Below are 26,595 nucleotides of genomic sequence, written 5' to 3'. Positions count from 1 at the left end.
CGGCGCCGGTCACGAGATCGGCTTGTCGGCACTTCCGTCCTCGTCGAACAGGTCCTCGGCCCGCTCGACCGTGCGGGAACGCTCCAGCCAGGTGTCCATGCGGTCGAGATCGGTGCAGCTGGTGATGCGCTCGCGCACACGGTCGGTCACGGGGATGCCGCGCACCTCCAGCACGGACAGAATCCCCTTGGCCTCGCCTTCCGTCCTTCCTTCCACGTAGGCCGTCTCACGAACCGTCCCCCGGCCGGGGAAGTAGCTGACGAACGACATGATCCGATTCCATTTCTCTCCGGCTGGGGTCTTGCGCAAGGTAGATCGATCACCGACCGGCCCAGCCGAAAACCCGGAGTACGTTCACCCTTTCGAGCAGCGCCGAAACGTTCCCCTCGCGGGTCAGCCCTGGCTGGGTGTCATTACCGGAGCGGTCGTCTCCACAGGGTCGCCGGGCTGCCAGGCGCCGGAAGTCCATTCCGGAGTGGGGGACGGCCGGGGCGGCGCGGGCGGAGGATTCTGGCCGCGGTTGGGGTTCTGGGGAACGGTGCCGGAGCCGCCACCCGACCCACCGCCCGTCGTACCGGAACCACCGGCACGGGTTGATCCGCCCGACCCGCCCACTTGAGATGAGGAAGTCGGTGCCCGCCGCGTCGGCGTGGACTTGGCGGACGGGGTGGTCGTCGAAGGCGTGGGAGACGCGGAGGGGGATGCGCTCGGGGAAGGGGACACCGAGGTTTTGCCCTTGAGGGCATCCGCCGTCGAGGACTCCGAGCTCGTCGGCGAACCGTCCACATCCTGGGGATCGGCCGAACATCCGCCCACGCACAGGAGCGTCAGGACTGTGGCCAGCCCGAAGGCGGCAACGACACCAGGCGGACGTGCCGGACGCACGGGACCTCCCACGATCAGGAACCAAGAGCGAAGAGAGTTTTATGCGGCCTTTACGCAGCCCACAAGGGCCTCGCCCTCTTTCCCCAGGCCAAAGTGACCATGATCACGCCAGGTATACAGGTCCAGGAGATCGCTCACAGAGGAGCCCGCGATGACCGGCACAGCCACCCGTTACCTCTATCTCGCCCGGCACGGCGAGGCGTTGCCGGACGAGAGCGGGCTGACCCCGGCGGGCCGACAGCAGGCCACACTGCTCGGCCGACGTCTTCGGGACATCCCCCTTACGGCCGTTCACCACGGCCCGCTGCCGCGTGCGGCACAGACAGCCCGCCTGATCCACGACCAACTGAAGGACCTTCCCCTACTCACTTCGGAAGTCGCGGGGGACTACGTGCCCTACGTCCCCCAGAAGGACGAACTCCCGCCCGAAGCATCGGACTTCTACCTCCGCTTCCTCGCCGACACCACCGACGAGGAACGGGAGCAGGGCGCCGTGCTGGCGCGTCAGGCACTCGACCTGTTCACCGGACCGGTGGACGGCGAGGAGGACCGCCACGAGTTGGTCGTCACCCATAACTTCCTCGTCGCCTGGCTCGTCCGGGACGCCCTGCACGCCCCGAAGTGGCGCTGGCTCGGCCTCAACCACGCGAACGCGGCACTCACGGTCATCCGATACGCGCCCGGCCGAGCCGCCTCCGTGCTTGTCGCCAACGACATGAGACACCTGCCCACCGAGCTGCGCTGGACCGGTTTCCCTCCCGAGCAGCACATCTGAACGCACCACCACCGCTCAGGCCGCGGCCAGCTCGCACCACACGTACTTCCCCCGGTTACCGTGCCGGGCCAGCGGCTGCCACCCCCACAGATCCGCGCAGGCCCGCACCAGCGCCAGCCCCCTCCCCTCCTCCGCCTCCCCCAACAGGTCGAACTCCCCCGGCGGTTCGGGAGGTTCGGGGTCCGCGTCCCACGCCCCGATCCGCAGCACGCCCGCCGACCAGCGCACCCGCAGTGCGGCTGGTCCCTTTGTATGGCGTACGGCGTCCGAGACCAACTCCGCAGCGAGGAGCTCCGCGGTGTCGGTCAGGCGGATCAGGCCGTGCAGGGTGAGGATCAGGCGGAGGGTGCGGCGAGCGACGGTGACGGCTCGGAGGTCGTTGGGGATGTACAGGGTGTACTCCCAGGGTTCGTTTTCGGGCATACGTCAACTCCGGTTCAGGCAACGAATGCGTCGAGATAGCCAACTCCCCCACCCACGTATCCATCCGTGACTCCAAAGCCCCCACCCGAGCCACCCTCATCCTCCCCACCCCCACCTTCACCGCCTTCATCGACGCCCTCAAGACCACCCCCCTAACTCAGTAACCCCGCGTAACCCCTCCTGCTAGCCTGCGCAGCACCGCGTATCGGCCAGGCCAGGGGGACCGTCGTATGGGCGAAAGTACTGTCGGCGGGACCGCACCACCGATCACCGACCCGTTCGACGCGGTGCCCGAACTCGAACCGCTCCGCGCCGCCGGGTGGGACGGGGACTGGGTGGCCACGCGGGCGTTCTTCGAGGAGATCTCCTCCCCTGTCGACGTCTCCTTCGCGGCGGCGCTCCTCGCCGGGATCGACCGGACCGAGTGGTACCTGGAGAAGGCGGCGAAAACAGAGCCCACCGACCCACTCCCCCGCACCCTTCTCGCCGAGCGGTACATCCACCTCGGCCGGCGGGCCCGCGGCCGCGGCCTCGCCGAGGACCTCTCGTGGGACCAGGCCGAGCTGTCCCGCGACTGGCTGCGCAAGGCGGAGCGGCTGCTGATCGAGGTGTGTGCGGAGCAGCCGGCGTACGTCCCGGCGTGGACCGCCCGGCTGGCGACCGCCCGTGGGCTGGCGCTGGGGCAGTCCGAGGCCCGCCGGCGCTACGACCGGCTCACGGAGCACCACCCGCACCACTTCCGCGCGCAGTCGCACCTGCTGCAGCAGCTGTGCCCCGAGCGGGGCGGTTCGTGGGAGGCCGCGCACGGCTTCGCCCAGGAGTGTGTGAGCGCCGCGCCGGAGGGATCGCACTCCGGCGTCCTGGTCGCCGAGGCCCACATCGAGCACTGGGCGGACCACCAGGACCACCAGGACACCGCCGAGGCCACCGAGTACCTGCGGGACGTATCGGTCCGCGACGAACTGCGCCGCGCCGCCCGCGCGTCCGTCCTGCACCCCGACCACCGCCGCGACTGGCACTGGACCGAGAGCCACAGCACCTTCGCCCTGGCTTTCTCCCTCGGCGGCCATCTCGGCGACGCCGCCCCGCACTTCGCCGCCCTGGGCGACACCGCCCACGAGTCCTTCTGGCGGTACCTGCCCGACTGGAAGACCCGGTTCACGGAGTACCGCACCGCCGCGTCGGCGACGCGCTGAGGAAGGCGACACCCGACATGACCACGCACGAACACTCGGCCGCCCCGGAACTGGACGCCCTCGGCGTTCTCGACGGCATCGTCCGTCACACCACCGTCCACGGCATACCCACCCTCTTCGCCCCGCGCCCGGGTCCGATCACCGCCGGTCTCACCTTCCGGGTGGGCCACGCCGACGAGACCCTGCCCACCTCCGGCATCACGCACCTCGTGGAGCACCTCGCCCTGTACCGCCTGGGCCTGTCCGACCTGCACTACAACGGGGCCACGGCGGACACGTACACCCTCTTCCACGTCACCGGCGACGAGGAGGAGGTCGTCACGTACCTCAACAGCGTCTGCGCGGCCCTGCGCGACCTCCCCATGGACCGGCTGGAGACGGAGAAGGAGATCCTGCGCACGGAGGCGGGCAGCCGCGGGAAGGGTCCCATGGCCCCGATGCCGCCCTGGCGTTACGGCGCCCAGGGCTACGGCCTGTCCGGCTACGACGAACTCGGCACCCGGAGCGTGACGGCCGACCAGGTGCGGCACTGGGCCGAGACCCGCTTCACCCGGGACAACGCCGTGCTGTTCCTCAGCGCGGACCGCGTGCCGGACGGCCTCGACCTCACCCTGCCCGCCGGCCGCCGCTTCCCGACCCCGGCCGCGACCAGCGCGCTCCCCGTCACGCCCGCGTACTTCCGCGGCGAAGACGGCCACCTCGTCTTCACCTCCGTCCTGCGCCGCTCCACCGCGGCCGCCGTGTTCGCCGAGGTGCTGGGCCGCGCCCTCTTCCAGGACCTGCGCCAGAAGGGCGGCTACTCGTACTCGGCGGAGGCCGACTACTCCCCGCGCGACCCCGACTTCGCCACCCTCACCGCGTACGCCGACGCGCTTCCGCACAAGCAGGACGCCGCGGTCGGCGGGTTCGTCGACGCCTTCGCCCGGCTGCGCGCCGGCCGCATCGAGCAGGCCGAACTGAACTCCGCGCGCGGGAAGTTGCTCAAGCCCTACGACACCCCCGACCTCGGAGCGGCGCTGCTGCCGTCGTACGCGCTCAGCCTGCTGACCGGCCACCGGATCCTGGCTCCCGGGCAGTACCGGGCCGAACTCGAGGCGGTCGGCATCGCCGAGCTGCGCGAGGTCGCCCGCGAGGCGTGGGACGGCGGGCTGCTCCAGATACCGACCGAGAGTGCCGACTGGGCGGGCCTCACCCGCGCCCCGCACTTCTCGCCGTCCGGGGTCTCCGGCACCCTGCACCCCTCCCTGGAGGACGACGACGTCACGCTGATCATCGGCGAGGCGGGCGTGACGCTGTCGACGCCGGGCGGCCTGGTCACCGTGCGGTACGACGCCTGCGCCGCCATGACCACCCGCCCCGACGGGGCCCGGTACCTGACCGGCCTCGACGGCTTCCGCGTGGCCGTGGAGCCGACCCTGTTCGGGGACGTCACGGCCGAGCGGATCGCCGTACTGGACAAGGCGGTTCCCGCCGCCGCGGTCGTCCCCCTTCCGGCCCGCCCGGCGAAGGAGATACCTCAGCCGGGCGAACGGACGGTTCCCGACCCGCGGACCCCGGCGGACGGGTCCAAGCAGAGCGAAGGCGGCCGGGGGGCGAGGGCGGCCGGGCGGGTGTCGGGCCGCTTCGCCCTCGTGGCCGCGCTGGCCACGGTGTGGCCCGTGGTCCTCGTCATCCTCGTCGTCAAGGGGATCCACGGCCCCGCGGTCGGATTCTCTGCGGTCGCCGGATTCGTGCTGGAGTTTCGGCTGATCCGCGCCGCCCGCAACCTGTACCTGACCGGGCAGCCGACTACTCCACCGTGACCGACTTCGCCAGGTTCCGGGGCTGGTCCACCTCGTTGCCCCGGGCGGTGGCCAGCTCGCACGCGAACACCTGCAACGGCACCGTCGCCACCAGCGGCTGCAGCAGGGTCGGGGTGGCCGGAATCCGGATCAGGTGATCGGCGTACGGCACCACCGCCTCGTCCCCCTCCTCCGCGATCACGATGGTCCGCGCTCCCCGGGCCCTGATCTCCTGGATGTTGGACACGAGCTTGTCGTGGATCACCGACCGCCCCCGGGGCGAGGGCACGACCACCACGACCGGCAGGTCCTCCTCGATCAGGGCGATCGGCCCGTGCTTCAGCTCCCCCGCCGCGAAGCCCTCGGCGTGCATGTAGGCGAGTTCCTTGAGCTTGAGCGCGCCCTCCAGCGCGACCGGATACCCGACGTGCCGCCCGAGGAACAGCACGGTCTTCTTGTCCGCCAGCGACCGCGCCAGCGCCCGGACCGGCTCCATCGTCTCCAGCACGCGCTCGACCTCACCGGAGATCTGCGCGAGGTCCCGGACGACGGCGGAGATCTCGTCGCCCCACTTGGTCCCCCGCACCTGCCCGAGATACAGCGCGACCAGGTAACACGCCACGAGCTGTGTCAGGAACGCCTTCGTCGACGCCACGGCGACCTCGGGCCCCGCGTGCGTGTACAGCACCGCGTCCGACTCCCGGGGGATCGTCGACCCGTTGGTGTTGCAGATCGCCAGCACCTTGGAACCCTGCTCACGGGCGTGCCGTAGCGCCATGAGCGTGTCCATGGTCTCGCCGGACTGGGAGATGGCGATCACGAGGGACCGTGGTCCCAGGATCGGGTCCCGGTAGCGGAACTCGCTCGCCAGCTCCACCTCGCAGGGGATACGGGTCCAGTGCTCGATGGCGTACTTGGCGATCATCCCCGCGTGGAAGGCCGTACCGCAGGCCACGATGACGACCTTGTCCACCTCGCGCAGCTCGGCGTCGGAGATCCGGACCTCGTCCAGCGTGAGGGAGCCTGCCGCGTCGATACGGCCGAGCAGCGTGTCGGCGACCGCCTTCGGCTGCTCGGCGATCTCCTTGAGCATGAAGTAGTCGTAGCCGCCCTTCTCGGCGGCGGAGGCGTCCCAGTCGACGTGGTACGGCTGGACGTCGGCGGGGCGGCCGTCGAACCCGGTGACGGTCACCCCGTCCCGGCGCAGCTCGACGACCTGGTCCTGACCGAGCTCGATCGCGGACCGGGTGTGCGCGATGAAGGCCGCCACGTCCGACGCCAGAAACGCCTCGCCCTCGCCGACGCCGACCACCAGCGGCGAGTTCCGCCGGGCTCCCACGACGACGTCCGGTTCGTCGGCGTGCACGGCCACCAGGGTGAACGCCCCCTCCAGCCGCCGGCACACCAGCCGCATCGCCTCCGCGAGGTCGGCCGTCGCCGAGAACTCCTCGGCCAGCAGGTGCGCGACGACCTCGGTGTCGGTCTCGGAGCCGAGCGCGTGCCCCCGCTCCTCCAACTCGGCCCGCAGCGCGGCGAAGTTCTCGATGATCCCGTTGTGGACGACCGCGACCCGGCCGGCATTGTCCAGATGAGGGTGCGCGTTGGCGTCGGTCGGCCCGCCGTGCGTGGCCCACCGGGTGTGCCCGATACCGGTGAGCCCCGCCGGCAACGGCCGGTCCACCAGCTCCTTCTCCAGATTCACCAGCTTCCCGGCCTTCTTGGCCGCCGCCAGCCCACCGTCCGCCGCCACGACGACGCCTGCCGAGTCGTACCCCCGGTACTCCAGCCGCTTCAGCCCGGCCATCACGACATCGAGCGCCGACTGCGACCCCACGTATCCCACGATTCCGCACATGCGCGGCAGCCTAGGGGCCGGGAGCCGTCGGAACACGGCACTTCGTGCCCGATTCCGGATATCGCGGCGGGGGCGGGATCGGGCCGACTCGATCCACTCCCCCTCAGAAAGGACAGAGGCTTCCCTTGCGCTCACAGGGCAGGCACGCACCGTGTGACCGCACTTCCTGAAGCGCACCCCCGGATTCCCCGCCTGGCAGACCCCGGACTGGCTGACCCACTGTGGCGACGGCGCCGAATTCCTCGGTCCCGCCGGAGCGAAGGAGCTCGAGAAGTACCCGGACGCCGTCGAGCACCTCCGCGGGCGGTGGCCGGACGACCGGTTCGACGACTTCCTCGCCTTCCTCGACAAGGACGGCCGGCCCACCGCGTACCTCTTCCGCTGCCGGGTCTGCGCCACCCACCTCGCCTGCGCGGACTTCACCTGACCACGCCGGAACAGGCACCCCACAGCCCGACGTGACCCACTCCACCCCCCACCCCGTTCAAACTCCGTTAACAATGGACTGTGATCTCCCCGGTCTCCCCGATGCCCCGGAGCGCCCACCGGCACAAGCCGGAGGCGACTCCCTACGTCGACCTCACCCGCTCCGAGTGGAGTGCGCTGCGCGAAAAAACGCCGCTCCCGCTGAATGCCGAAGAGGTCGAGAAGCTGCGGGGTCTCGGTGACGTCATCGACCTCGACGAGGTGCGGGACATCTACCTCCCGCTCTCCCGGCTCCTGAACCTCTACGTCGGCGCCACGGACGGCCTCAGAGGCGCCCTGAACACCTTCCTGGGCGAACAGGGTTCCCAGTCCGGCACCCCGTTCGTCATAGGGGTCGCCGGATCGGTCGCGGTGGGGAAGTCCACCGTCGCCCGTCTCCTCCAGGCCCTGCTCTCCCGCTGGCCCGAGCACCCGCGCGTGGAGCTGGTCACGACCGACGGGTTCCTGCTGCCCACCCGGGAGCTGGAGGCCCGCGGGCTCATGTCGCGCAAGGGTTTCCCGGAGTCGTACGACCGCCGCGCGCTGACCCGTTTCGTCGCCGACATCAAGGCGGGCAAGGACGAGGTCACCGCCCCCGTCTACTCCCACCTGATCTACGACATCGTCCCCGACCAGCGGCTCACCGTGCGTCGCCCCGACATCCTGATCGTCGAGGGCCTCAATGTCCTGCAGCCCGCCCTCCCGGGCACGGACGGCCGCACCCGCGTCGGTCTCGCCGACTACTTCGACTTCAGCGTGTACGTCGACGCGAGCGCCGAGGACATCGAGCGCTGGTACCTCAGCCGGTTCAAGAAGCTGAGGCAGACCGCCTTCCAGAACCCCGACTCCTACTTCAGGAAGTACACCCAGGTGTCGGAGGAGGAGGCCGTCGACTACGCCCGCACCCTCTGGCGCACCATCAACAAACCCAACCTGGTCGAGAACATCGCCCCCACCCGCGGCCGCGCCACCCTCGTCATCCGCAAGGGCCAGGACCACAAGGTGCGCAAACTCAGCCTCCGCAAGCTCTAGAAACCCGCGCCTGTTAAATAGGCGCCATGCTGCATCTGCGCCTGATCACCCCGGCCGGGACGACCGACGACGTGGTCCGACTCATCGAGAACACGGTCGGCACCACGCACCTCGTCGTCATGCCGGGCGCCGCCCGCAATCCGGCGGGTGACGTCGTGATGTGTGACGTGGCCCGCGAGGCCGGTGACGAACTCATCGGCGAGTTGCGGAAGTTGGACCTCGACAAGACCGGCTCCATCGCCGTCGAGAACATCGACCTGTCCCTCTCCGACCGCGCGGACAAGGCCGAGGAGGACGCACCCGGCGAAGGCGTGGACGCGGTCATCTGGGAGCACCTGACCGACGCGACGCACGAGGAGTCGACGCTCTCCATCACCTATCTCGCCTTCATCACGCTGGCCACGATGATCGCGGCCTGCGGTGTGGTGCTGGACAACGCGATCCTGATCGTGGGCGCGATGGCGGTGGGCCCGGAGTTCGGGCCCCTGGCGGCCTTCAGCACGGCGATCGTGCAGCGCCACCCCCGCCTGGCGCTACGTTCGCTGAACGCCCTTCTGGTGGGCTTCGCGGTGGCGATGCTCGTCACGGTGGGCTTCAGCTACTTCATGGATTCCGTGAGCCTGTTCAGCGCCGAGCAGTTGGACGCCCTGCGTCCCAACACCAACTTCATCTACCGCCCCGACTGGTTCTCCTTCGTCGTGGCCGTCCTCGCCGGCTGCGCGGGCACCCTGTCCTTGACCTCGGCCAAGTCGGGTGCCCTGGTCGGCGTCGCCATCTCGGTGACCACGGTCCCGGCAGCCGCCAACGCCGCGGTCGCCTTCAGCTACAGCGAGTACAAGCAGGCGTGGGGTTCAACAGAGCAGCTCCTGCTGAACCTGCTGGGCATCGTCCTGGCAGGCACCCTCACCCTGCTCTTCCAGAAGTGGCTGTGGCGCAAGCGCCCCTGAGGCGGCGCCAGGAACCACTCACCCCAACGCCGACTTCACCGCATCCGCCAGCCGCCCCGCCACCGACCGGGCCTGATCGATGTCCGCCGCCTCGACCATCACCCGCACCAGCGGCTCGGTCCCCGACGGCCGCAGCAACACCCGCCCCGTGGCGCCCAGTTCACGCTCGGCCTCGGTCACGGCCGCCGCCAGCTCGCCGGAGGTCGAAACCCGCGACCGGTCGACGTCGGGCACGTTGATCAGCACCTGAGGAAGCCGCTCCATCACGGAGGCCAGCTCCTTCAGCGACCGCCCGCTCTCCGCGACGCGAGCCGCCAGCATCAGCCCGGTCAGCGTCCCGTCCCCGGTCGTGGCGTGGTCGAGGATGATGACGTGCCCGGACTGCTCGCCTCCGAGGGCGTACCCGTGCTGCTTCATCTCCTCCAGCACGTACCGGTCCCCGACCGCGGTCTGGACGAGCCGGAGCCCCTCCCGCTCCAGCGCCAGCTTGAAGCCCAGGTTCGACATGACCGTCGCGACGACGGTGTCGGACCGCAGCGCCGACCGGTCCCTCATCGCCAGCGCGAGTACGGCCATGATCTGGTCGCCGTCCACCTCCTCGCCGGTGTGGTCGACGGCCAGGCACCGGTCGGCGTCCCCGTCGTGCGCGATGCCGAAGTCGGCCCCGTGCTCGACGACGGCGGTCTTCAGCGGTCCGAGATGCGTGGAGCCGCACCCGTCGTTGATGTTGAGCCCGTCCGGCTGGGCCCCGATGGTGATCACCTCGGCGCCGGCCCGCGAGAAGGCCTCCGGCGAGACCCAGGCGGCAGCGCCGTGGGCCTCGTCGAGGACGATCTTCAGCCCGTCGAGCCGGTTCGGCAGTACGGCGATCAGATGGGCCACGTACTTGTCGAAGCCCTCGGTGTACTCGCGGACCCGGCCGACACCGCCGCCGGTCGGCCGCTCCCAGGGCTCACCGTGCCGGTGCGCGTCGTAGACCGCCTCGATGCGCTCCTCCAGCTCGTCGTCGAGCTTGTGCCCGCCGCGCGCGAGGAACTTGATGCCGTTGTCGGGCATGGCGTTGTGGCTGGCGGAGAGCACGACGCCGAGGTCGGCGCCGAGCACACCGGTGAGATACGCGACGGCGGGCGTGGGCAGCACGCCGACCTTCAGCACGTCCACGCCGGCGCTCGCGAGGCCCGCGACCACGGCGGCCTCCAGGAACTCCCCGGACGCGCGCGGATCCCGTCCCACCACCGCGGTCGGCCGGTGGCCCTGGAACGTACCCGCCTCGGCCAGCACGTGCGCCGCCGCGACGGACAGACCGAGCGCCAGCTCGGCCGTCAGATCCGCGTTGGCGACACCGCGCACGCCGTCCGTGCCGAAGAGTCGTCCCACTTGTCCTCCTGAGGAAAGCGTCATTACGGAGATCATCCGATCACATGAGCCTTTGAGCGCCTTGTGCCGTTATACGCCCGAGGCTGTGATAAACGAACGCCCCGGCGGCACTGTGGCGTGCCGCCGGGGCGAACGGACGTACTGCTGACTCGCGGGAACGAGCCGGTACGAGCAGAACAGGCAGCGAGATTAACGCTTGCTGTACTGCGGGGCCTTGCGGGCCTTCTTGAGACCGGCCTTCTTGCGCTCGACCGCACGGTCGTCGCGACGGAGGAAGCCGGCCTTCTTGAGGGCGCCGCGGTTGTTGTCCACGTCGGCCTCGTTCAGCGCGCGGGCGACACCGAGACGGAGCGCACCGGCCTGACCGGAGACACCGCCACCGGAGATGCGGGCGACGACGTCGTAGCGGCCCTCGAGCTCGAGCACCTTGAAGGGCTCGTTGACTTCCTGCTGGTGCACCTTGTTCGGGAAGTAGTCCTCGAGGGTGCGACCGTTGATCTTCCACTTGCCGGTGCCCGGGACGATCCGGACGCGGGCGATGGCGTTCTTACGACGGCCCAGGCCGGCGGCCGGCTGGGGGTCGCCGAAGCGGCCGGCGAGGGACTCCGAGGTGTACTCGCCCTCGACGGGCACCTCGGACTCGGTGGTGTAGCTGTCGATGTCGACGAGCTCGGTCTCGGTCTCTTCGACCGGCTGCTCAACAGTGGTCTCGGCCACGATGCTCCTCAGATTCTTTTCTGTCTTAGGGGGTGGCCGGAACTACTGCGCGACCTGGGTGATCTCGAACGGCACCGGCTGCTGGGCAGCGTGCGGGTGCTGGTCGCCCGAGTAGACCTTCAGCTTGGAGAGCATCTGACGGCCCAGGGTGTTCTTGGGGATCATGCCCTTGATGGCCTTCTCGACGGCCTTCTCGGGGTTCTTCGCCAGCAGCTCGTCGTAGCGGACGGAGCGCAGACCACCCGGGTAGCCGGAGTGGCGGTACGCCAGCTTCTGGGTCTTCTTGTTGCCGGACAGGTGAACCTTGTCGGCGTTGATGATGATGACGAAGTCGCCCATGTCCATGTGCGGGGCATAGGTCGGCTTGTGCTTGCCACGGAGGAGGTTCGCAGCGGTGGTGGCCAGACGGCCCAGGACGACGTCCTGAGCGTCAATGACATGCCACTGGCGAGTCACATCGCCGGGCTTGGGGCTGTACGTACGCACTTCGCAGCCTTCTTCTTCAGTGGATGGGTGCTGACACATGGCATCACTGAAGCGATCGTGCAGCTGGGGACGACAATGGCCGGGGACGATGCCCGTATGCCGCCCACTGGTAACTGCTCCAGGGAACCTACGTAAGGGCCTCTCGCGTGAGAACGACCAAGCCGATACGCATAACAAACCGCAAGGTTACCCGCGCTGCCCCGGACGGGTCAAAACGAGTCCGCCGCGGCAAGCGTCACAGCACCTCTGGGACCGAGATGTGCACCCCTGCCGGAAAGGTCCCCGGGAGCCCCACGAGAGGCCCCGCAGCACCTCCCGTCCCCCGTCTAAGATGCGCCCCATGAGCTTTGGGCAGCAGGGGGGACCCCCGTCCCAGTGGGATCCCTGGAAACCGCAGTCACAGCAGCCGTGGGGCGACGGCGGGAGCGAGCAGACTCCGGACTGGGCCGCGCTCGCCGAGGCCTCCGAGATCCGCAACCGACGGCGTCGGCTGTTCTTCATCGTCGGCGGCGCGCTCGCCACGGTCGCGATAGGCACCGCCGTGGCGATGGCCGTCGTATCGGCGAACGGCGACGACGAGGCGAACAAGCCGGCGTCCTCGCTGTCGGCCGCCGCGATCCCCAGCGCGACCGGGACCGCCCCGTCGTTCGCGCCGACCAGTGCCCCGCCGCCGCTGGACCCGAAGGACTTCATCGCCAGCAAGGCCAAGGACACGGCCCCGCTCAGCGCGAAGATCCTCTTCCCGGGCACCCAGCTGACCATGGGCTCGACCGTGTACAAGAAGGGCACGACCGCCGACACGAAGAACTGCGCCGCGGCCGACAGCGTCCAGGCCAGCCTCGGCAAGATCCTCAACGCCAACGGCTGCACCCAGTTCATGCGCGTCAGCTACACCAAGGACGGCGTCTCGGTGACGGTCGGCGTGGCCGTCTTCGACACCGAGACCCGGGCGGCGAAGGCGAAGAGCCAGGTCAACACCAAGAAGGACATCGTCAAGTCGCTGTCCGGCGGCGCGGTCAAGGCCTTCTGCAACTCCGCGATCTGCCGCACGACCTCGAACTCCTACGGCCGCTACGCCTACTTCACCATCGCCGGCTTCGCCAGCGGCAAGAACGTCACGGAGAAGGACACCGCGGTCTTCGGCATCGGCGACAACCTGGCCGAGTTCACCTTCCGCCAGATCCACCGCCGCGGCGAGGCACAGGCTTCGACGGCCGCGGGCGGATGACCCGGCGCGCCGAGGCGCGCCGGGTCCGGTCAGGTCAGATCCGCTCCCGGGAGCCGCTCAGGGCGGGCTCGGGGTACGGCACGACGGGTTCCGGCAGGCTGCCGGCCGTCCGCCGGCTCCCGGCCGTCCTGAAGACCCAGGTGCGGTAGGACCAGAAGCGGAAGAGCGTCGCCACGCCGATGCCGATGAACTTGCTGACGTTGGTGGCGAGCGTGCCGTCCCAGCCGAACCCGTAGGTCGTGGCATAGAGGACCGAGTTCTCGATGACCAGTCCGATCGCGCTGAACAGCAGGAAGAGGGTGAGTTCCTTCCTGCGGCTGTTGCGGTCCTCCTGGGCCCGGTTGCGGTACGCGAAGTACCGCAGCCCGAGGTAGTTGCTCAGGATCGCGACGACCGTGGCCAGGACGCTCGCCCGGACGGTCTGCCAGTCCGTGACGGTCCTGATGAGGTTGAAGACCGCGAGATTGACGACGAAGCCGGATGCCCCCACCATCCCGAACTTCGCGATCTCGCGGTACAGCCTCCCCCACCGGGAGGGAAGCGCGTGACGTCCGCTGCTCACCGCCGCGCTCAGCCCCGTCGGTTGCGCAGTCGCAGCCGTACCGGCATCACGGCCGACTCGATCTGCGTCGAGAGGTTCATCTTGGAGACGCCCTCGGTGCGCTCCTCGAAGCGGATCGGGATCTCCACGGCGCTGTGCCCGGCCCGGACGGCCTTGAACTTCAGCTCGACCTGGAAGCTGTACCCGGCGCTGTCCAGGGTCGCGAGGTCGAGGTCCCGCAGGGTGGCCGCCGACCACAGGTTGAAGCCCGCGGTGATGTCCCGGATCTTGGTGCCGAGCACGGTCCGGGCGTACCGGTTGGCGAAGCGGGAGAGCAGGACGCGGTGCCTGCCCCACTCCTCGTCCAGTGAGCCGCCCTCCACGTACCGGCTGCCCACGACCAGGCCGACCCCGGACGCCACGGCCGTACCGAGCATGCGTGGGACCGCTTCCACCGGGTGGCTGCCGTCGGCGTCCATCTGGACGACGTACGCGGCGCCCTCGTCCAGGGCGGCGCTCATGCCGGCGACGTAGGCGCGCCCGAGGCCGTCCTTCTCGGTCCGGTGCAGCACGCTCATGCGGCGCCGTCCGTCCGCGTTGTACTTCTCGGCGAGCTCCTCGGCGATCTGTCCTGTACCATCCGGACTGGAGTCGTCCACTATCTTCAAGTGGAGTCCACTGAGCGGCAGTTGAAGCACCGCCTCGGCCATTCTCGGCAGGTTGGCGGCTTCGTTGTACGTGGGCATCACCACGGTGACAGGCACGTCCGCCCCCACGTCGTACGTCATCTTCTTTTCCCTCCCCAATTGATTACTCCCCCCGCCGGACGCGGGTCGTCCCGCGTCCGGAACCCGGCTCAGGTGTGCACCTTGCGCTTGGCGGCGTCGTCCTTGTCCTCGGACGGGTCGTCCGTCGCCGCGCGTGTCCTTTCGAGGAGCACGAGCTGGAGGTAGTTCAGCTTCTTGGTCCTCACGACCTTGAAGCTCTTCTGGATCACGGTCGCCGTCGTCTTCGGCATGCCGCTGAACGGCTGCCCGTCGAGCGTCGTCGACACGAGCCACAGTCGGTCGGCCTTGGCCAGGCACCTCGCGGAATCCGGGCATTCGAGCGCGCCGAACGACCCCAGTTCCTGCGGAGTGCGGTACATCAGCGAGTCGCGCGGGCGCCCGGCGTCGTCCCGGAGCTCGTAGTCCATGGCCCGGCGCTCGGACATCACACCGCTGAAGACGATGCCGTCGCCCGTCTTCTGCCCGGCCTCGATGAGCTGGGCGGCGCCGCGGAAATCGGGCTCGCCCAGTGCGTTCTGCCGGGTCTCACGGATGCCGGGCAGCGACTGGAAGGCGATCCCGGCGACCGCTGCCGCCACGAGCACCCAGCCGAGGCCCCGCCGCGCCGCCGCTCCCGTACCGGCCTTCGCCCCGGCCACCGGCCCGGCGATCCGGACCACGGCGACGGCCGCGAGCAGTACCCAGGCGGGCGCGGTGAAGAGCAGGTAGCGCGGCAGGAAGAGATGCAGCTGCTCGGCGGTGGCGTAGGTCGCCACGGGCGGCAGCACGATCCAGACGGCCAGCGGAAGGGCACGCCGTCCCGCGAAGAACAGCCCGAGCGCGCCGAGCGCCATGACCGGCACTGCCACCGCCCATGACCCGAAGAGGTTCTTGGGGAAGTCGATCAGGTCCTTCAGCACCGGATTGTTCCAGGCGATCTGTCCGCTCTGCCCCGAGCCGGAGACGGCCATGGGGATGACGAAGCACATGCCCAGCGTGCAGGCCGCGGCATAGGCCCAGCCCACGATCCTGTCACCGGCCCGCCGGGCGATGAGGATCATCACCAGATGCGCGCCCAGGACGGCCATCGAGGCCAGGTGGCTCCAGCCGATCAGCGGCACCGACAGCGTGTAGGCGACCCACACCTTGAACGACGGCCTGTCCAGCGCCCTGGCGAGCAGCAGTGTCGACAGCAGTACCGCGGCCACCGCGAAGGCGTACGGGCGGATCTCCTGCCCGTACCGCGTGGTGACCGGCACGACGGCGAAGGCAAGCCCCGCGAGCAGTCCCACCTGTGTGGTGAACAGCCGCCGCCCGAGCAGGGCGAGCAGGCCCGCGGAGGCCGCCATGGCCACCGCACCGGGGATGCGCATCGCGGTCGGGGAGTCCCCGGCGAGGGCGATCCAGAGGTGCATGAGCACGTAGTAGGGCGTGAACACGACGTCGATGGAGCGGATCAGCAGGCTCAGGTCGTGGAAGGACAGCGTGGCCGCCCACCAGGTGGCGTGCTCGTCGCGCCACAGCTGGCGGTCACCGATCCCGCGCAGGATCAGAGCGAGGGCCAGCGCCGTGGGCACCAGAAAGACCACCGCGGTGGCGAGCCGCCCGCCCTTTTGGCCCTCGGGCTCATCCTCGGCCGGCTCGTCCGCGGGTGGCTGCGGGTCGACCGGTTCCGGAGCGGCGGGCTCGGGGGCGTACGAGTCCTGCCCGCCCGGGTACCTGCCCGGATCGGCGTACTGGCCAGGAGCGCCGTACGCGCCCGGGTCGGCGTAGGTGCCCTGCCCCGGGTCGGCGTACGTGCCCTGGCCGCCGGCGTACGTGCCCTGCCCTGCGTAGGCGCCCTGTTCCGCGTAGGGATCGTGGCCGCCCGAGGCGTCGGGGTAGCCGCCACCGTACGGAGCGGGGGCATGGGGACTCATCGCTTCACCCAAATCCGGTAGGCGTGATCTCCGCTGCTCGTGGTGTACGGGAACACGGCCGCCAGCCGGTAGTGGGAGTTGTTCTTCAACCCCTCCTTCACCGCTTCGTACGTCACCGGGCTGACGTTGCCGTGCATCACGATCGCGTCGAACTTTCCGTCGCGGACGGCCTGGCGGAACGCGTCGGGGCCGGTGTACTGCTTGCCGTCCTTGCCGCGGTAGTCCATGAAGTAGGAGTTCTGCCACTGCGTCCAGTCGGTCTTGTCCCGCAGGTAGTAGGCGGGGACCTCCTGCTCCTCGGCGAGGTAGGTGCCCTTCTTGTCGACGACCGTGCGCAGGTACGCGGTCATCTGCGTGGAGTCCGGGAAGCTGTACGCCCGCTGGGCCTGCACCATGCCGAACACGAGGGTGACGACGTACAGCAGGATCCCCAGCTGCGGATGCCGGAAGTGCGGGCCGACCAGGCGGGCCATGCCGAGGCCCGCCAGCGGCGCGGCGAAGAACAGTCCGAAGCCGACGTGCTTGTAGAGCGAGATCTCGGTGTGGAGGTGGATCTGGTAGGCGGGAGCGAGCAGTGCGGTGCCCGTCAGTACCAGGCCGAGCGCGGCGCGCCGCCAGCGCCCCGGGGTCTCGCCGCCGATCCACGGCATCTCGCCCATCCGCGTGCGCAGTGCGTAGGCGATCGTGCCGCCGAGCGCGGCCAGGAAGACCAGCCCGCCCCACTCCGCGCTGTGCTGGAGCATCGTCGCCGCCGTGTCCGTGCCCTTCGCACGGTCGGTGGTGGTGGAGCTGATGCCGCCCAGCGGACCGGAGAAGTAGTAGCCGATCCCGAGCAGGACCGCGATGCCCGTCCCCAGCACCACACCCCGGCCCAGCGCGCGGGGGCCGCGGTGCCGGTGCGCGGTGATCACCGCGAGAACCACCAGGGTCGGAAGATACAGACCGGAGGCGTACTTCACGCCGAAGGCCAGTGCGGCCGGCGGTGCCGCGAGCAGCACGGCCAGGGACTTCATCCGGTCGGTGCGCACCACCGCCCAGGCGGACAGTCCGAGCAGGAAGATGGCAGCGGCGTCGTACGTGGCGAAGTTGCCGAGCACCATCGTCGACTGGAGCACCGAGAAGAGCGCGGCCGCGCCGAGCGCGGCGCGCAGGTTGAACAGCCGCCTGGTCAGCGAGTACAGCAGTGTGGTGGCACCCAGCATGAACAGCAGGCTGACCACGCGTACACCGGCGAGGCCGAACTGGCTGTCGACGGCGCCGGCGAGCACCGGATACAGCTTGGGGTGCCCGGAGAAGTAGGCCGCGAAGTCCACCGGCAGTTTGGTGCCGTGCAGCAGGTTGGCCAGCTCGTAGTGGCCCGACGCGATGTAGAGCGCCTCGTCCTGGAAGGCCGTCCCGGTCAGCCGCAGGGAGAGCCCCGCCTGCACGAGCAGAATGCACAGCAGCACCCCGCGCCCGAGCAGCTTGCTGCGCCGCGTGTCCACCGCCCACGACGACTCCGCGACGGGCGCCAGCGTGTAGGCGGGCTTCCGCGGCTCGGGCTCCGCGGCCGTGGGAGTCGCCGGTTCGGTCTCGACGGCGGTGTAGGAGGCGTACGGGTCGAAGGGCGCGAAGGTGTCGTACGCCTGCTGGTCGGTGTACGAGGACGTCCGGTCGTGGACGTCGAAGCGCCAGCTGCCGGTCTCGGTGAAGTGGCCGGGCTGGTAGCCACCGGCCTGTTCCTGGTCCGGCGAGTGGGCCTGTTGCGCATACTGGCGCAGGCTCTCCCGTTGTGCGTACCGCCGCCCGCTGTCCTCGGTGTGACCGTACTGCTGTTGATTCCCCTGGCCGTGCTGCTGCCCGTACGCGTATGCGTCATGCAACTCGGAGTCGTCCGCCCACGTGGGCGTGGTGGGATCGCTCATGGCTTCGTCACATCGAATCCGAAGTCCGGGTTCGCGGCCTGCTCCTTGAAGGTCTTCTCGGACAGCGGACCGCTGTTGATGCGCCAGTCCGTCTCCTTGTCGAAGTTGAACCAGACGAACCCGATGACGTCGTCGCGCTCGGCGGTCCCCCGGAAGAGGGACTTGATGTCGGCGGGCTTGCGCTCACCGGCCTGCGCGGCGGTCTCCGCGATGATGAACGGTTTCTTCGTGAAGGCACGGATCTGGGTCATCGTCGGCCCGTACAGCGTCTGGTACGTGCTCGGGCCGGTGGCCCCGTAGTAGCCGATGACACCGACCCAGTCGACGTAGTCGTCGCCCGGCCAGTACGGCTTGAGCTTCACCTTCGGCATCGGGTGGGTGACGTTCGGGCTCCACACCCAGATGACCTGGGTGGCACCCTCGTCGTCGAAGATGTCGTGGATGTGCTTGTACGCGGCGGTGAACTGGGCGGCGGTGGTCTTCTTGGTGCCCCACGGGTACCAGAAGCCGTTCATCTCGTGCCCGAAGCTGATCGCCACGGGAAGGTTCAGTTCCTTGACGGACTGCGCGTACTCGTGGATGTACGCGTCCTCCTTGCCCGAGGCGATGTCCTTCATGCTCGTCTTGAACGGCTCCCAGGCGATGAACGCCACCGCGCCGTAGTCCCAGGAGTTCTGCACGAGCCGCTGCTCGTACTGGTCGCCCCAGGCCGAGTAGAACTCCAGCAGGTTGGGCTTCTTGCCGGCCCGCCCGGCGAAGTCCTCGACGGATGTCATCTTGGCGGGGGCACCGTCGGCGGCCAGGCCCAGGTACTTCTTCTTCGGCTCCAGCAGCGGCCGCACGTCGTACGGCGGCTCGGGCTTCGCCGACCCGGTGGCCTCGGCCGTGCCGGTGGCGTCCGGGTGCTCGCCCTGGCTGCGCTCGTACTGGGAGCGGCCCTCGTCGGAGAACGTGCTGCATCCGGCCGTCAGCGCGCCGGCGAGCAGGACGGCGGCCAGCACCCGCACGGGACGCAGGACTCGTACCTGGCGTACGGAGAGACTCATGCGGTCGCTTCCTGCACTTCCTGGGCGTGCGGCTGGACGAGAACACGGCCGACGACCATGGCGTAGAAGAGGCCGGCGGACAGCATCAGCGCGAAGTCCGGCGGATAGAGGGTGAGCATGCGCCAGGCCGCGACGATGATCCAGGCCACGGCGGTGCCGCCGGTCCAGAGGATCATGCAGTTCCAGTAGCGGCGCATGCCGTTCTTCTTGGCGCCCGCCGAACCGGTGGGCTTCCAGCCCATCGGGCGGCCCCGCATCACGTCCCAGACGGCGAAGACGTGCGACCACCCGTACATGATGCGGACGGCCCAGGCCTCCAGCCGGTACGGCGCCCGGTGCCAGAGCGGCAGCACCAGCGTCACGTACGCGACGCTCGGCAGCACCCAGAGGGTGGCCTCGGCGCGCATCAGGTCCGGGCGGAGGATCATCAGGCCGAGCGGGATGACCGGCGCGATGAACGTGGCGAGCGCGGTCTGGAGGTAGTAGAGGAAGCCCGAGACGTAGCACAGCCGCGTCTTGAACTTGAGGTCCATTTCCCAGAACCGCTTGCTGGTGAGCAGCTCCAGCGAGCCCATGCACCAGCGGTACTGCTGGTTGTGGAACGCACCGGCCGTGTCCGGGCACACGCCGGCGGACAGCGCGACGGGCACGTAGCGCAGCTTCCAGCCGAGGGCCCGCAGATCGAAGCCGGTGTACATGTCCTCGGAGTGCTCGATCAGCGTGATGCCGCCGGTCTGCTCCAGGGCCGCGCGCCGGTAGACGGCGCACGAGCCCACGCAGATGGACCCGTCATGGTCCTCACGGGAGGTCTGGACGGAGCGGTAGAACTGCTCCTGCACGGCGCCCGCGCCGCGCTCGATCCAGTTCTGCGCGTCGACGATGCGGAAGAACTGCGGCGACTGCACGATGGCGACCTTCTCGTCGTCGTCCATGTGCGGCAGCAGCTCGTCGAGCAGGTCGGCGCGCGGCGCGAAGTCGGCGTCCAGGATGAGGATGTGGTCGCCGTCGGTCTTCTCGAAGGCGTGGTTGAGGTTGCCGGCCTTCTTGAACCAGCCGCGGTTGGGCCGCACCACGTAGTGGAACCCGAAGTCGGCGGCCATGGCCCCGACCTCGTCCTCGGCGGCGTCGTCGAGGACGTAGGTCTTCACGACGCCCTGATAGCTGCCGGCCAGCCGGTTCACATGGACCCAGGTGTTGTGGAGCACCTCCAGGGGCTCACCGCACACCGGCAGGAAGATGTCCACGCTCGGATACCTGGCGGGCCGCCACGCGCGGACGAGGCGCTTGTGCCCCTTGACGTCGAAGTCCTTGCTCAGCCCGTCCAGGTACAGCGAGATCAGGTAGTCCGCGACCACGAAGGCGAGCAGCGGCATCGTCAGCCAGAACCACGGGCTGGACGCGGTGAACAGGAGCTGGCTCACCGCGAGGCACGCGAAACTGATCAGTGAGCCGGCCGTCAGAACCCACAGGTGACGCCGTGTATAGGAGTACTTCTCGACGTCGTCCGGCGGCTGCGGCAGGAGTCCGTGGTTCTCCACGACCCGCCTGCGCCTCCGAGGGCGCGCGGCAGCGCCAACTGCACTAGTCATCAAACCCCCCAGGACCGCACCGGCCCTGCCTACCCCACCCGAATACCGGCCATCCCCATAAATCGAACTCTCGACCGGACCGCGAAAGCATAACCGGATTTTCGCCTTTACGTCTCAACCTTCTTGTTAAGTGAGGGTTTCATCACGGGTCACAGGGGTAACAGCGACGCCCCAGTGCGCAATCAGCCCAACTGATGATAAGAACAACCACTCAGTCTTCACGTTTGTGCCGTACCTGTGACCGCTCCGGGCACGGACGCCAGAGGGGGGTTCCGATTTGCCCGGGTTTCTCATGCCCGCACGCGGTGGCCGTCATCGCGGCCGGCGGCGCACATGGCTGCTCTCCGTCGTCGCCGCGGCCGTCGCGGCGCTGATCGGCACGACGATCAGCCTGATCGCGTCCTCCGCCCAGGCCGACCAGAACACCCAGGGTGTGGATAATCTGCGCACCAACTGGGACCAGGACGAATCCTCGCTCTCCCCGGCGGTCGTCCAGTCCTCCGCCTTCGGCCGGCTCTTCGCCACCAAGCTGGACGGGCAGATATACGCCCAGCCGCTGGTGCTGGGCGACCAGGTGATCGCGGTCACCGAGAGCAACACCCTGTACGGCCTCGACCGTACGACCGGTGCGATCGAGTGGAGCAAGAACTACGGACCGGCCTGGCCGGCCTCGGCGATCGGCTGCGGAGACCTGGTGCCCAACGTGGGCGCCACCGCGACCCCCGTCTACGACTCCGCCACCGGCTCCCTCTACTTCACCACCAAGGTCGACGACGGCACCTCCACGCACCGCCACCCGAAGTGGCTGATGCACGCGGTGGACCCGTCCTCCGGAGCCGAGCGCGCCGGGTGGCCGGTCACCATCGCCGGAAGCCCCGTCAACGACCCGGGCAACGAGTTCGACGCCTTCTACGAACAGCAGCGCCCCGGCCTGCTGCTGATGGACGGCGTCGTCTACGCGGGCTTCGGCGGCCACTGCGACGCGTGGCCCTACCGCGGCTATGTGGTCGGCGTGAGCACCACCGGACACAGCATCACCTCGATGTGGGCCTCGGTGACCGGTGCCAGCACGGGCGGCGCCGGCATCTGGCAGTCCGGCGGCGGACTGGTCTCGGACGGGTCCGGCCGGATCTTCTTCAGCACCGGCAACGGCATCAGCCCCGCGCCCGGGCCCGGCAAGACCGTTCAGGGCACCCTCGCCGAGTCCGTCGTACGGCTCCAGGTGGGAGCGGACAACAGCCTCAGCACCGCCGACTTCTTCAGCCCCAGCGACGCCGCGACCCTGGACCTGACCGACCAGGACATCTCCTCGGGCGCCCCGATGGCGCTGCCCGACGGCTTCGGTACCAGCGAGCATCCCCACCTGCTGATCCAGCAGGGCAAGGACGGGCGGATCTTCCTGCTCGACCGCGACAACCTCGGCGGCATGGGCCAGGGCCCCCAGGGCGGCGACGCCGCGGTGAGCACGTCCGGCCCCTACCAGGGCATGTGGGGACACCCCGCGTTCTGGGGCGGCGACGGCGGCTATGTCTACGTCGTCGGCAACCAGGGCCCGCTGCGCGCACTCAAGTACGGCGTGCGCAACGGCGGTACGCCCGCGCTCACCCTCACCGGCCAGAGCCAGGACACCTTCGGCTACACCAGCGGCTCTCCCCTGGTCACGTCCGACGGCACGGACGAGTCCAGCGCCCTGGTGTGGATGACCTCCGCGAGCAACGCCTCCGGTGCCGACGGCACCCTGCGCGCCTACAGCCCCACCCCCGACGGCAACGGCCACCTCCCGTTGCTGTGGTCGGCACCGATCGGCACCGCGACGAAGTTCAGCACGCCGACCGCCGAGCGCGGCAAGGTGTACGTCGGCACCCGGGACGGGGTCCTCTACGGCTTCGGCAGCCCGGCCAGGACGGCGCTGACCGCGGCCTCGCTGGACTTCGGCCAGGTCGGCCTGGGCGGCAGCAGTTCGGCCGCCATGAAGCTGACCGCCACGCAGGACGTCAGCATCACCGGGCTCAAGGCCTCCGGCGCCTTCTCGGTCGACCCGTCCGCCGTACCCACCCCCGAGCAGCCCACGGCGCTGGCGACGGACGCCACCCTGGACGTACCGATCAGCTTCGCCCCCACCGCCACCGGCGGCATCAACGGCACGCTGACCGCGAACCTGTCGGACGGCCAGAAGCTGGTCTTCGCCCTCCACGGCGTCGGCACCAGGCCCGGTCTCGGAGCGGCACCCGCCGCCCTGGACTTCGGGGAAGTGCCCACCGGCAGCACCTCGACGCTGAACCTCCAGATCACCAACACCGGTACCGCACCGGAGACCATCGACTCGGTCGCCTCGCCCGGCGGCGCCTTCTCCGCCTCGGGGCTGCCGAGCGCGGGGACGGTCGTACCGGCCGGTGGCTCGTTCGTGGTCTCGGTCACCTACACACCGACCGACGACCAGGAGGACAGCGACACTCTCGTGGTCAGCAGCAGCGGCGACGGCACCACCCACACGCTGAGCGTGCCGGTCAGCGCGACGGCCATCACGGGACAGGGACACCTGGAGTTCTCCACGAGCTCGCTGGACTTCGGCAAGGTCCCGGTCGGCAGCTCCAGGTCGCTGTCGTTCACCATCACCAACACCGGCAACATCCCGGTGAAGGTGACCAAGGCCAAGGCACCGACGGGTGACTTCAACAGCCCGGTACAGCTGTCGGAGGGCCTGATCATCGGTCCCGAGCAGACCGCGGTGCAGAGCGTGACGTTCACTCCGCGCTCGGCTGCGGATCTGAGCGCCTTCTACGAGGTCACCGGCACCGGTACCGACGAGAACGGCACCAGCCAGGGCGCCATGTACGTCCCGGTCAAGGGCACCGGTACCGGCACCGCCACGACCACCTCGGTCGCCGACGGACAGTGGCAGACCAACGGCTCGGCGGTGCCCGCCGACGGCGGCGGCGTCCAGCTGACCCCGGCCACCGACTACCAGGCGGGCACGGCGGTGTACGGCAAGGCGCTGCGCACCGACGGTCTGCGGGCCACCTTCACCGCGAAGTTCGGTCCCGGCACCGGCGGGAAGGGCATGACGCTCTCGCTGCTCGACCCGGCCCAGAACTCCGCCTCGGCGCTCGGCGCGAACGGCGACGGCCTCGGCATCGCGGGGCGGCCGGGCACGGTGATCGCGTTCGGCACCGGCTTCAACAACACGATCCAGGCGATGAACTTCGTGGGCGTGGGCCGCAGTTCGTCCGGCTCGACGGCGATCGACTACCAGTCGGTGGTCCCCCTCACCACGGCCCTGCGCCAGGGCACGCACCAGATCGACGTCCAGATCGACGCCGGCCATCTGTACGTCCGGATCGACGGGACGCAGGTGGTGGACGCGACACCGACGCTGCCGTCCAGCGCGCTCCTCGCCTTCTCCGGCGGCACCGCCGACAGCCCCGACGTGCAGACGGTGAGCGGCCCGGTCGTCAGCGAGGCTGCGCCCACGGCGCCGGACCCGAAGGCGGCGAGCTCACTCCAGCTCACCGCCCCCGGCACGGGTGTCCCGGGCCGGGCGCTGACCCTCAAGGGCACGCTGGACTCGACCTCGGCACTGAGCGCGGGCCAGGCCGTCCACCTCACGAGGAACGGAACGGCACTGCCCGATGTGACGACCGCGGCGGACGGTACCTTCACGTTCGCCGACACCCCGTCGACGGAAGGCACGTACACCTACGCGGCGAGCTACGCGGGGGACGCGACCCACGAGGCGGCGAGCGCCACCGGCCTCGTCCAGGTCGCCAAGCTGCCCACCTCGGTCACCCTGACGGCTCCGGCCACGTCCGGCCGCGCCGCCGCGCTGACCGTGCCGGGCAAGCTCTCCGGCGCGCCCTTCGTCGCCGGTCAGGTCGTCAAGGTGACGAAGACCGACCTGGCGCATGCGTCCGGTGTCGCACTGGCCGACGCCAAGGTCGCCACGGACGGTTCGTTCACGCTCAAGGACACCCCGCAGATCGGCGGCGCCAACACCTACAAGGTGTCCTACGGCGGCGACGTCTCGCACAAGTCCGGCAGCAGCACCGCCACCGTCCAGGTGTCCCGGACCTCGACCTCCCTGACCGTCACCACGGACCACTCGACCTACAACTACGGTCAGTCAGCGAAGATCACCGCGCACCTCGGCACGACCTACAACAGCCGTACGGTGTCGATCTACGCTCAGCCGTACAGCGGCACGAAGGTCCTGGTGAAGTCCGGGGCGGTGGACTCCCACGGCAATCTGACGGCGTCCTACAAACTCACCCGCAACACCACGTTCAGCGCGGTGTTCGCCGGTGACCACCGGTACGCCCCGAAGACCGCCGCCCACGCCGTGCACTCCTATGCGGGGGTCGCGGAGAAGCTGTCCGGCTACTACACGAGCACGCACTACGGAAGCACCCTCTACCGGGTGTACCACCGCACCGCCAAGGAGCGGCTCGACGTCACCGTCTCGCCCAACAAGGCCGGCCAGTGCGTCCTCTACCGCGTACAGCGGTACTACAGCGGCGCCTGGCACACGCAGAGCACCTCGCCCTGCTCGGCCCTCACCTCCGCCAGCACCGGCAGCCAGCAGATGTCCCTCACCAACGGCGTCGACAACAAGTACCGGGTGGCCGCGCAGTACGTCCACAGCAGCCGGGACAACACCAACCTCAGCACCTGGGGGGCCTGGCAGTACTTCACCGTCAGGCAGTGACCCCGACTGCGGTCCTGCGTCGGCGGCCGGTCAGCGACCGGCCGCCGGCAACGACCGCCGGTTCCGCGCTTCCTTGCTCCGCGCCGCCAGCAACTCGTCGGCGGGGTAGCCCACTTCCTCCAACGTCAGCCCGTGCGGCCGTACGACATGGACGGCACTGTCCCGGACACCGGCGTCCAGCACCTTCCGGGGCCACTCCGCCCCTCGGTGTCCGTCTCCCACGAACAGCAGGGCACCCACCATCGACCGCACCTGGTTGTGACAGAAGGCGTCGGCCCGGACCTCGATCTCGACGACCCCGTCCGTCCGCCGCCGCACCCCGAAGTCGAGGATCTCCCGGATCGTCGTCGCCCCCTCACGCTTCTTCGCGTACGCCGCGAAGTCGTGCTCCCCGACGAGGGACTTGGCGGCGGCGTCCATGACCGCGACGTCCAACTCCCAGTCGTGCCACAGCACATGGTTGCGCAGCAACGGATCCACGCCACCGGGACGGTCCCCCACCCGGTAGATGTACCGGCGCCACAGAGCGGCGAACCGCGCATTGAACCCCCCCGGCGCCTCCGTGACCCCCCACACCCGCACATCCTTCGGCAACCGCCCCGCCAGCCGCTTCAGCAGCTTCTCCCGATGCTCCTCCCACAGCCCCTCGGGCAGATCCACATGCGCCACCTGCCCCCGCGCATGCACCCCGGCATCGGTCCGTCCGGCCACGGTCAGCTCGTACGTCACGTCCTTCGACCGCGTGACCGTGCGCAGCGCGTCCTCGATCTCACCCTGTACGGTCCGCCGACCACCGGCCTGCTTGGCCCATCCGGAGAAGTCGGTGCCGTCGTAGGACAGGTCGAGGCGGACACGGACGTAACCGGGCTGTACTTCGTCGCTCACCCCTGGATCCTCTCAGCAACGCGGCACGGGCCCACCCCGAGGGGCGGACTCGTCCGCCGGAGCCCTCCCGCTCGC

21 protein-coding genes and 1 pseudogene are annotated in these 26,595 nt (G+C 69.6%); 9 read left to right on the top strand and 13 right to left on the bottom strand.

The features are described from left to right. Positions 1 to 9: 9 nt before the first annotated feature. Positions 10 to 270: a hypothetical protein gene (locus tag ACGFWE_RS17195; protein ID WP_352389210.1), complete on the bottom strand. Its 261-nt coding sequence runs from the start codon at positions 268 to 270 to the stop codon at positions 10 to 12. 766 nt (positions 271 to 1,036) lie between these two features. Here ACGFWE_RS17195 and ACGFWE_RS17190 point away from each other — a divergent pair. Continuing rightward, on the top strand, positions 1,037 to 1,660 hold the full coding sequence (locus tag ACGFWE_RS17190; RefSeq protein ID WP_393600349.1) for a histidine phosphatase family protein: 624 nt from the start codon (positions 1,037 to 1,039) through the stop codon (positions 1,658 to 1,660). Between the two features lie 15 nt (positions 1,661 to 1,675). Here the strand turns inward: ACGFWE_RS17190 and ACGFWE_RS17185 are convergent, their stop codons facing one another. Beyond that, entirely contained in the window at positions 1,676 to 2,083 is a 408-nt protein-coding gene (locus ACGFWE_RS17185; RefSeq protein WP_393600348.1) for an ATP-binding protein, read from the bottom strand. Between the two features lie 8 nt (positions 2,084 to 2,091). Here ACGFWE_RS17185 and ACGFWE_RS17180 point away from each other — a divergent pair. The 3 genes and pseudogenes from ACGFWE_RS17180 to ACGFWE_RS17170 form a co-directional block, all read left to right on the top strand. Continuing rightward, positions 2,092 to 2,247 (top strand): annotated as a pseudogene (locus tag ACGFWE_RS17180) (DUF397 domain-containing protein); the annotation flags it as partial. Positions 2,248 to 2,313: 66 nt separating this feature from the next. Beyond that, a complete protein-coding gene (locus tag ACGFWE_RS17175) occupies positions 2,314 to 3,279 on the top strand; it encodes a tetratricopeptide repeat protein (RefSeq protein ID WP_393600347.1) in 966 nt (321 codons plus the stop codon). Positions 3,280 to 3,296: 17 nt separating this feature from the next. Further along, entirely contained in the window at positions 3,297 to 5,081 is a 1,785-nt protein-coding gene (locus tag ACGFWE_RS17170; protein WP_393600346.1) for a M16 family metallopeptidase, read from the top strand. Here the strand turns inward: ACGFWE_RS17170 and glmS are convergent. Beyond that, complete coding sequence (gene glmS, locus ACGFWE_RS17165) at positions 5,068 to 6,915, bottom strand: glutamine--fructose-6-phosphate transaminase (isomerizing) (protein ID WP_393600345.1); 1,848 nt, start codon at positions 6,913 to 6,915, stop codon at positions 5,068 to 5,070. The genes ACGFWE_RS17170 and glmS overlap by 14 nt on opposite strands. A gap of 166 nt (positions 6,916 to 7,081) precedes the next feature. Here glmS and ACGFWE_RS17160 point away from each other — a divergent pair, with 166 nt between their 5' ends. From ACGFWE_RS17160 to ACGFWE_RS17150, 3 genes are all read left to right on the top strand, one after another. Then, a complete protein-coding gene (locus tag ACGFWE_RS17160) occupies positions 7,082 to 7,342 on the top strand; it encodes a CbrC family protein (RefSeq protein ID WP_352389287.1) in 261 nt (86 codons plus the stop codon). A gap of 101 nt (positions 7,343 to 7,443) precedes the next feature. Next, positions 7,444 to 8,412 carry a type I pantothenate kinase gene (gene coaA, locus ACGFWE_RS17155; protein WP_352389288.1) on the top strand — a complete coding sequence of 323 codons (969 nt, stop codon included), beginning with the start codon at positions 7,444 to 7,446 and terminating at the stop codon, positions 8,410 to 8,412. A gap of 26 nt (positions 8,413 to 8,438) precedes the next feature. After that, on the top strand, positions 8,439 to 9,359 hold the full coding sequence (locus tag ACGFWE_RS17150; RefSeq protein WP_393600344.1) for a DUF389 domain-containing protein: 921 nt from the start codon (positions 8,439 to 8,441) through the stop codon (positions 9,357 to 9,359). Between the two features lie 18 nt (positions 9,360 to 9,377). Here ACGFWE_RS17150 and glmM read toward each other — a convergent pair whose 3' ends face one another. The 3 genes from glmM to rplM form a co-directional block, all read right to left on the bottom strand. Then, complete coding sequence (glmM, locus tag ACGFWE_RS17145) at positions 9,378 to 10,736, bottom strand: phosphoglucosamine mutase (protein WP_352389219.1); 1,359 nt, start codon at positions 10,734 to 10,736, stop codon at positions 9,378 to 9,380. A 189-nt stretch (positions 10,737 to 10,925) separates the two neighbouring features. After that, positions 10,926 to 11,453 carry a 30S ribosomal protein S9 gene (gene rpsI, locus ACGFWE_RS17140; protein ID WP_352389220.1) on the bottom strand — a complete coding sequence of 176 codons (528 nt, stop codon included), beginning with the start codon at positions 11,451 to 11,453 and terminating at the stop codon, positions 10,926 to 10,928. 42 nt (positions 11,454 to 11,495) lie between these two features. Then, the gene (gene rplM, locus ACGFWE_RS17135; protein WP_352389221.1) at positions 11,496 to 11,939 is read right to left on the bottom strand and encodes a 50S ribosomal protein L13; all 444 of its coding nucleotides are present in this window, start codon (positions 11,937 to 11,939) and stop codon (positions 11,496 to 11,498) included. Positions 11,940 to 12,279: 340 nt separating this feature from the next. Between rplM and ACGFWE_RS17130 the strand changes: the two genes are divergently transcribed. Further along, complete coding sequence (locus tag ACGFWE_RS17130; RefSeq protein WP_393600343.1) at positions 12,280 to 13,167, top strand: hypothetical protein; 888 nt, start codon at positions 12,280 to 12,282, stop codon at positions 13,165 to 13,167. Between the two features lie 34 nt (positions 13,168 to 13,201). Here the strand turns inward: ACGFWE_RS17130 and ACGFWE_RS17125 are convergent, their stop codons facing one another. The 6 genes from ACGFWE_RS17125 to ACGFWE_RS17100 form a co-directional block, all read right to left on the bottom strand. Beyond that, on the bottom strand, positions 13,202 to 13,729 hold the full coding sequence (locus ACGFWE_RS17125; protein WP_352389223.1) for a GtrA family protein: 528 nt from the start codon (positions 13,727 to 13,729) through the stop codon (positions 13,202 to 13,204). A gap of 8 nt (positions 13,730 to 13,737) precedes the next feature. Further along, positions 13,738 to 14,496, bottom strand: a complete 759-nt coding sequence (locus tag ACGFWE_RS17120) for a polyprenol monophosphomannose synthase (RefSeq protein ID WP_352389224.1) — start codon at positions 14,494 to 14,496, stop codon at positions 13,738 to 13,740. 68 nt (positions 14,497 to 14,564) lie between these two features. After that, positions 14,565 to 16,394 carry a glycosyltransferase family 39 protein gene (locus ACGFWE_RS17115; RefSeq protein ID WP_393600342.1) on the bottom strand — a complete coding sequence of 610 codons (1,830 nt, stop codon included), beginning with the start codon at positions 16,392 to 16,394 and terminating at the stop codon, positions 14,565 to 14,567. Then, positions 16,391 to 18,298 (bottom strand): ArnT family glycosyltransferase, encoded by a 1,908-nt coding sequence (locus ACGFWE_RS17110; RefSeq protein WP_393600341.1) that lies wholly within the window; start codon positions 18,296 to 18,298, stop codon positions 16,391 to 16,393. The genes ACGFWE_RS17115 and ACGFWE_RS17110 overlap by 4 nt, the downstream gene beginning before the upstream one ends. Further along, positions 18,295 to 19,344: a glycoside hydrolase family 26 protein gene (locus tag ACGFWE_RS17105; RefSeq protein ID WP_393600340.1), complete on the bottom strand. Its 1,050-nt coding sequence runs from the start codon at positions 19,342 to 19,344 to the stop codon at positions 18,295 to 18,297. Before ACGFWE_RS17105 ends, ACGFWE_RS17110 begins: the two co-directional genes overlap by 4 nt. Then, entirely contained in the window at positions 19,341 to 20,933 is a 1,593-nt protein-coding gene (locus tag ACGFWE_RS17100) for a glycosyltransferase family 2 protein (RefSeq protein ID WP_393600339.1), read from the bottom strand. Before ACGFWE_RS17100 ends, ACGFWE_RS17105 begins: the two co-directional genes overlap by 4 nt. Before the next feature lie 292 nt (positions 20,934 to 21,225). On the opposite strand from ACGFWE_RS17100, the gene ACGFWE_RS17095 reads away from it, so the two are divergent. Further along, on the top strand, positions 21,226 to 25,635 hold the full coding sequence (locus ACGFWE_RS17095; protein ID WP_393600338.1) for a choice-of-anchor D domain-containing protein: 4,410 nt from the start codon (positions 21,226 to 21,228) through the stop codon (positions 25,633 to 25,635). A gap of 30 nt (positions 25,636 to 25,665) precedes the next feature. On the opposite strand, the gene truA is transcribed toward ACGFWE_RS17095, so the two are convergent. Then, complete coding sequence (gene truA / locus ACGFWE_RS17090) at positions 25,666 to 26,520, bottom strand: tRNA pseudouridine(38-40) synthase TruA (protein ID WP_393600337.1); 855 nt, start codon at positions 26,518 to 26,520, stop codon at positions 25,666 to 25,668. Positions 26,521 to 26,595: the final 75 nt, after the last annotated feature.

Source organism: Streptomyces sp. NPDC048523 (assembly GCF_043199815.1).
In the GTDB taxonomy this organism is placed as follows: Bacteria; Actinomycetota; Actinomycetes; order Streptomycetales; family Streptomycetaceae; genus Streptomyces.
This window is presented reverse-complemented; position numbering and strand designations above follow the sequence as displayed.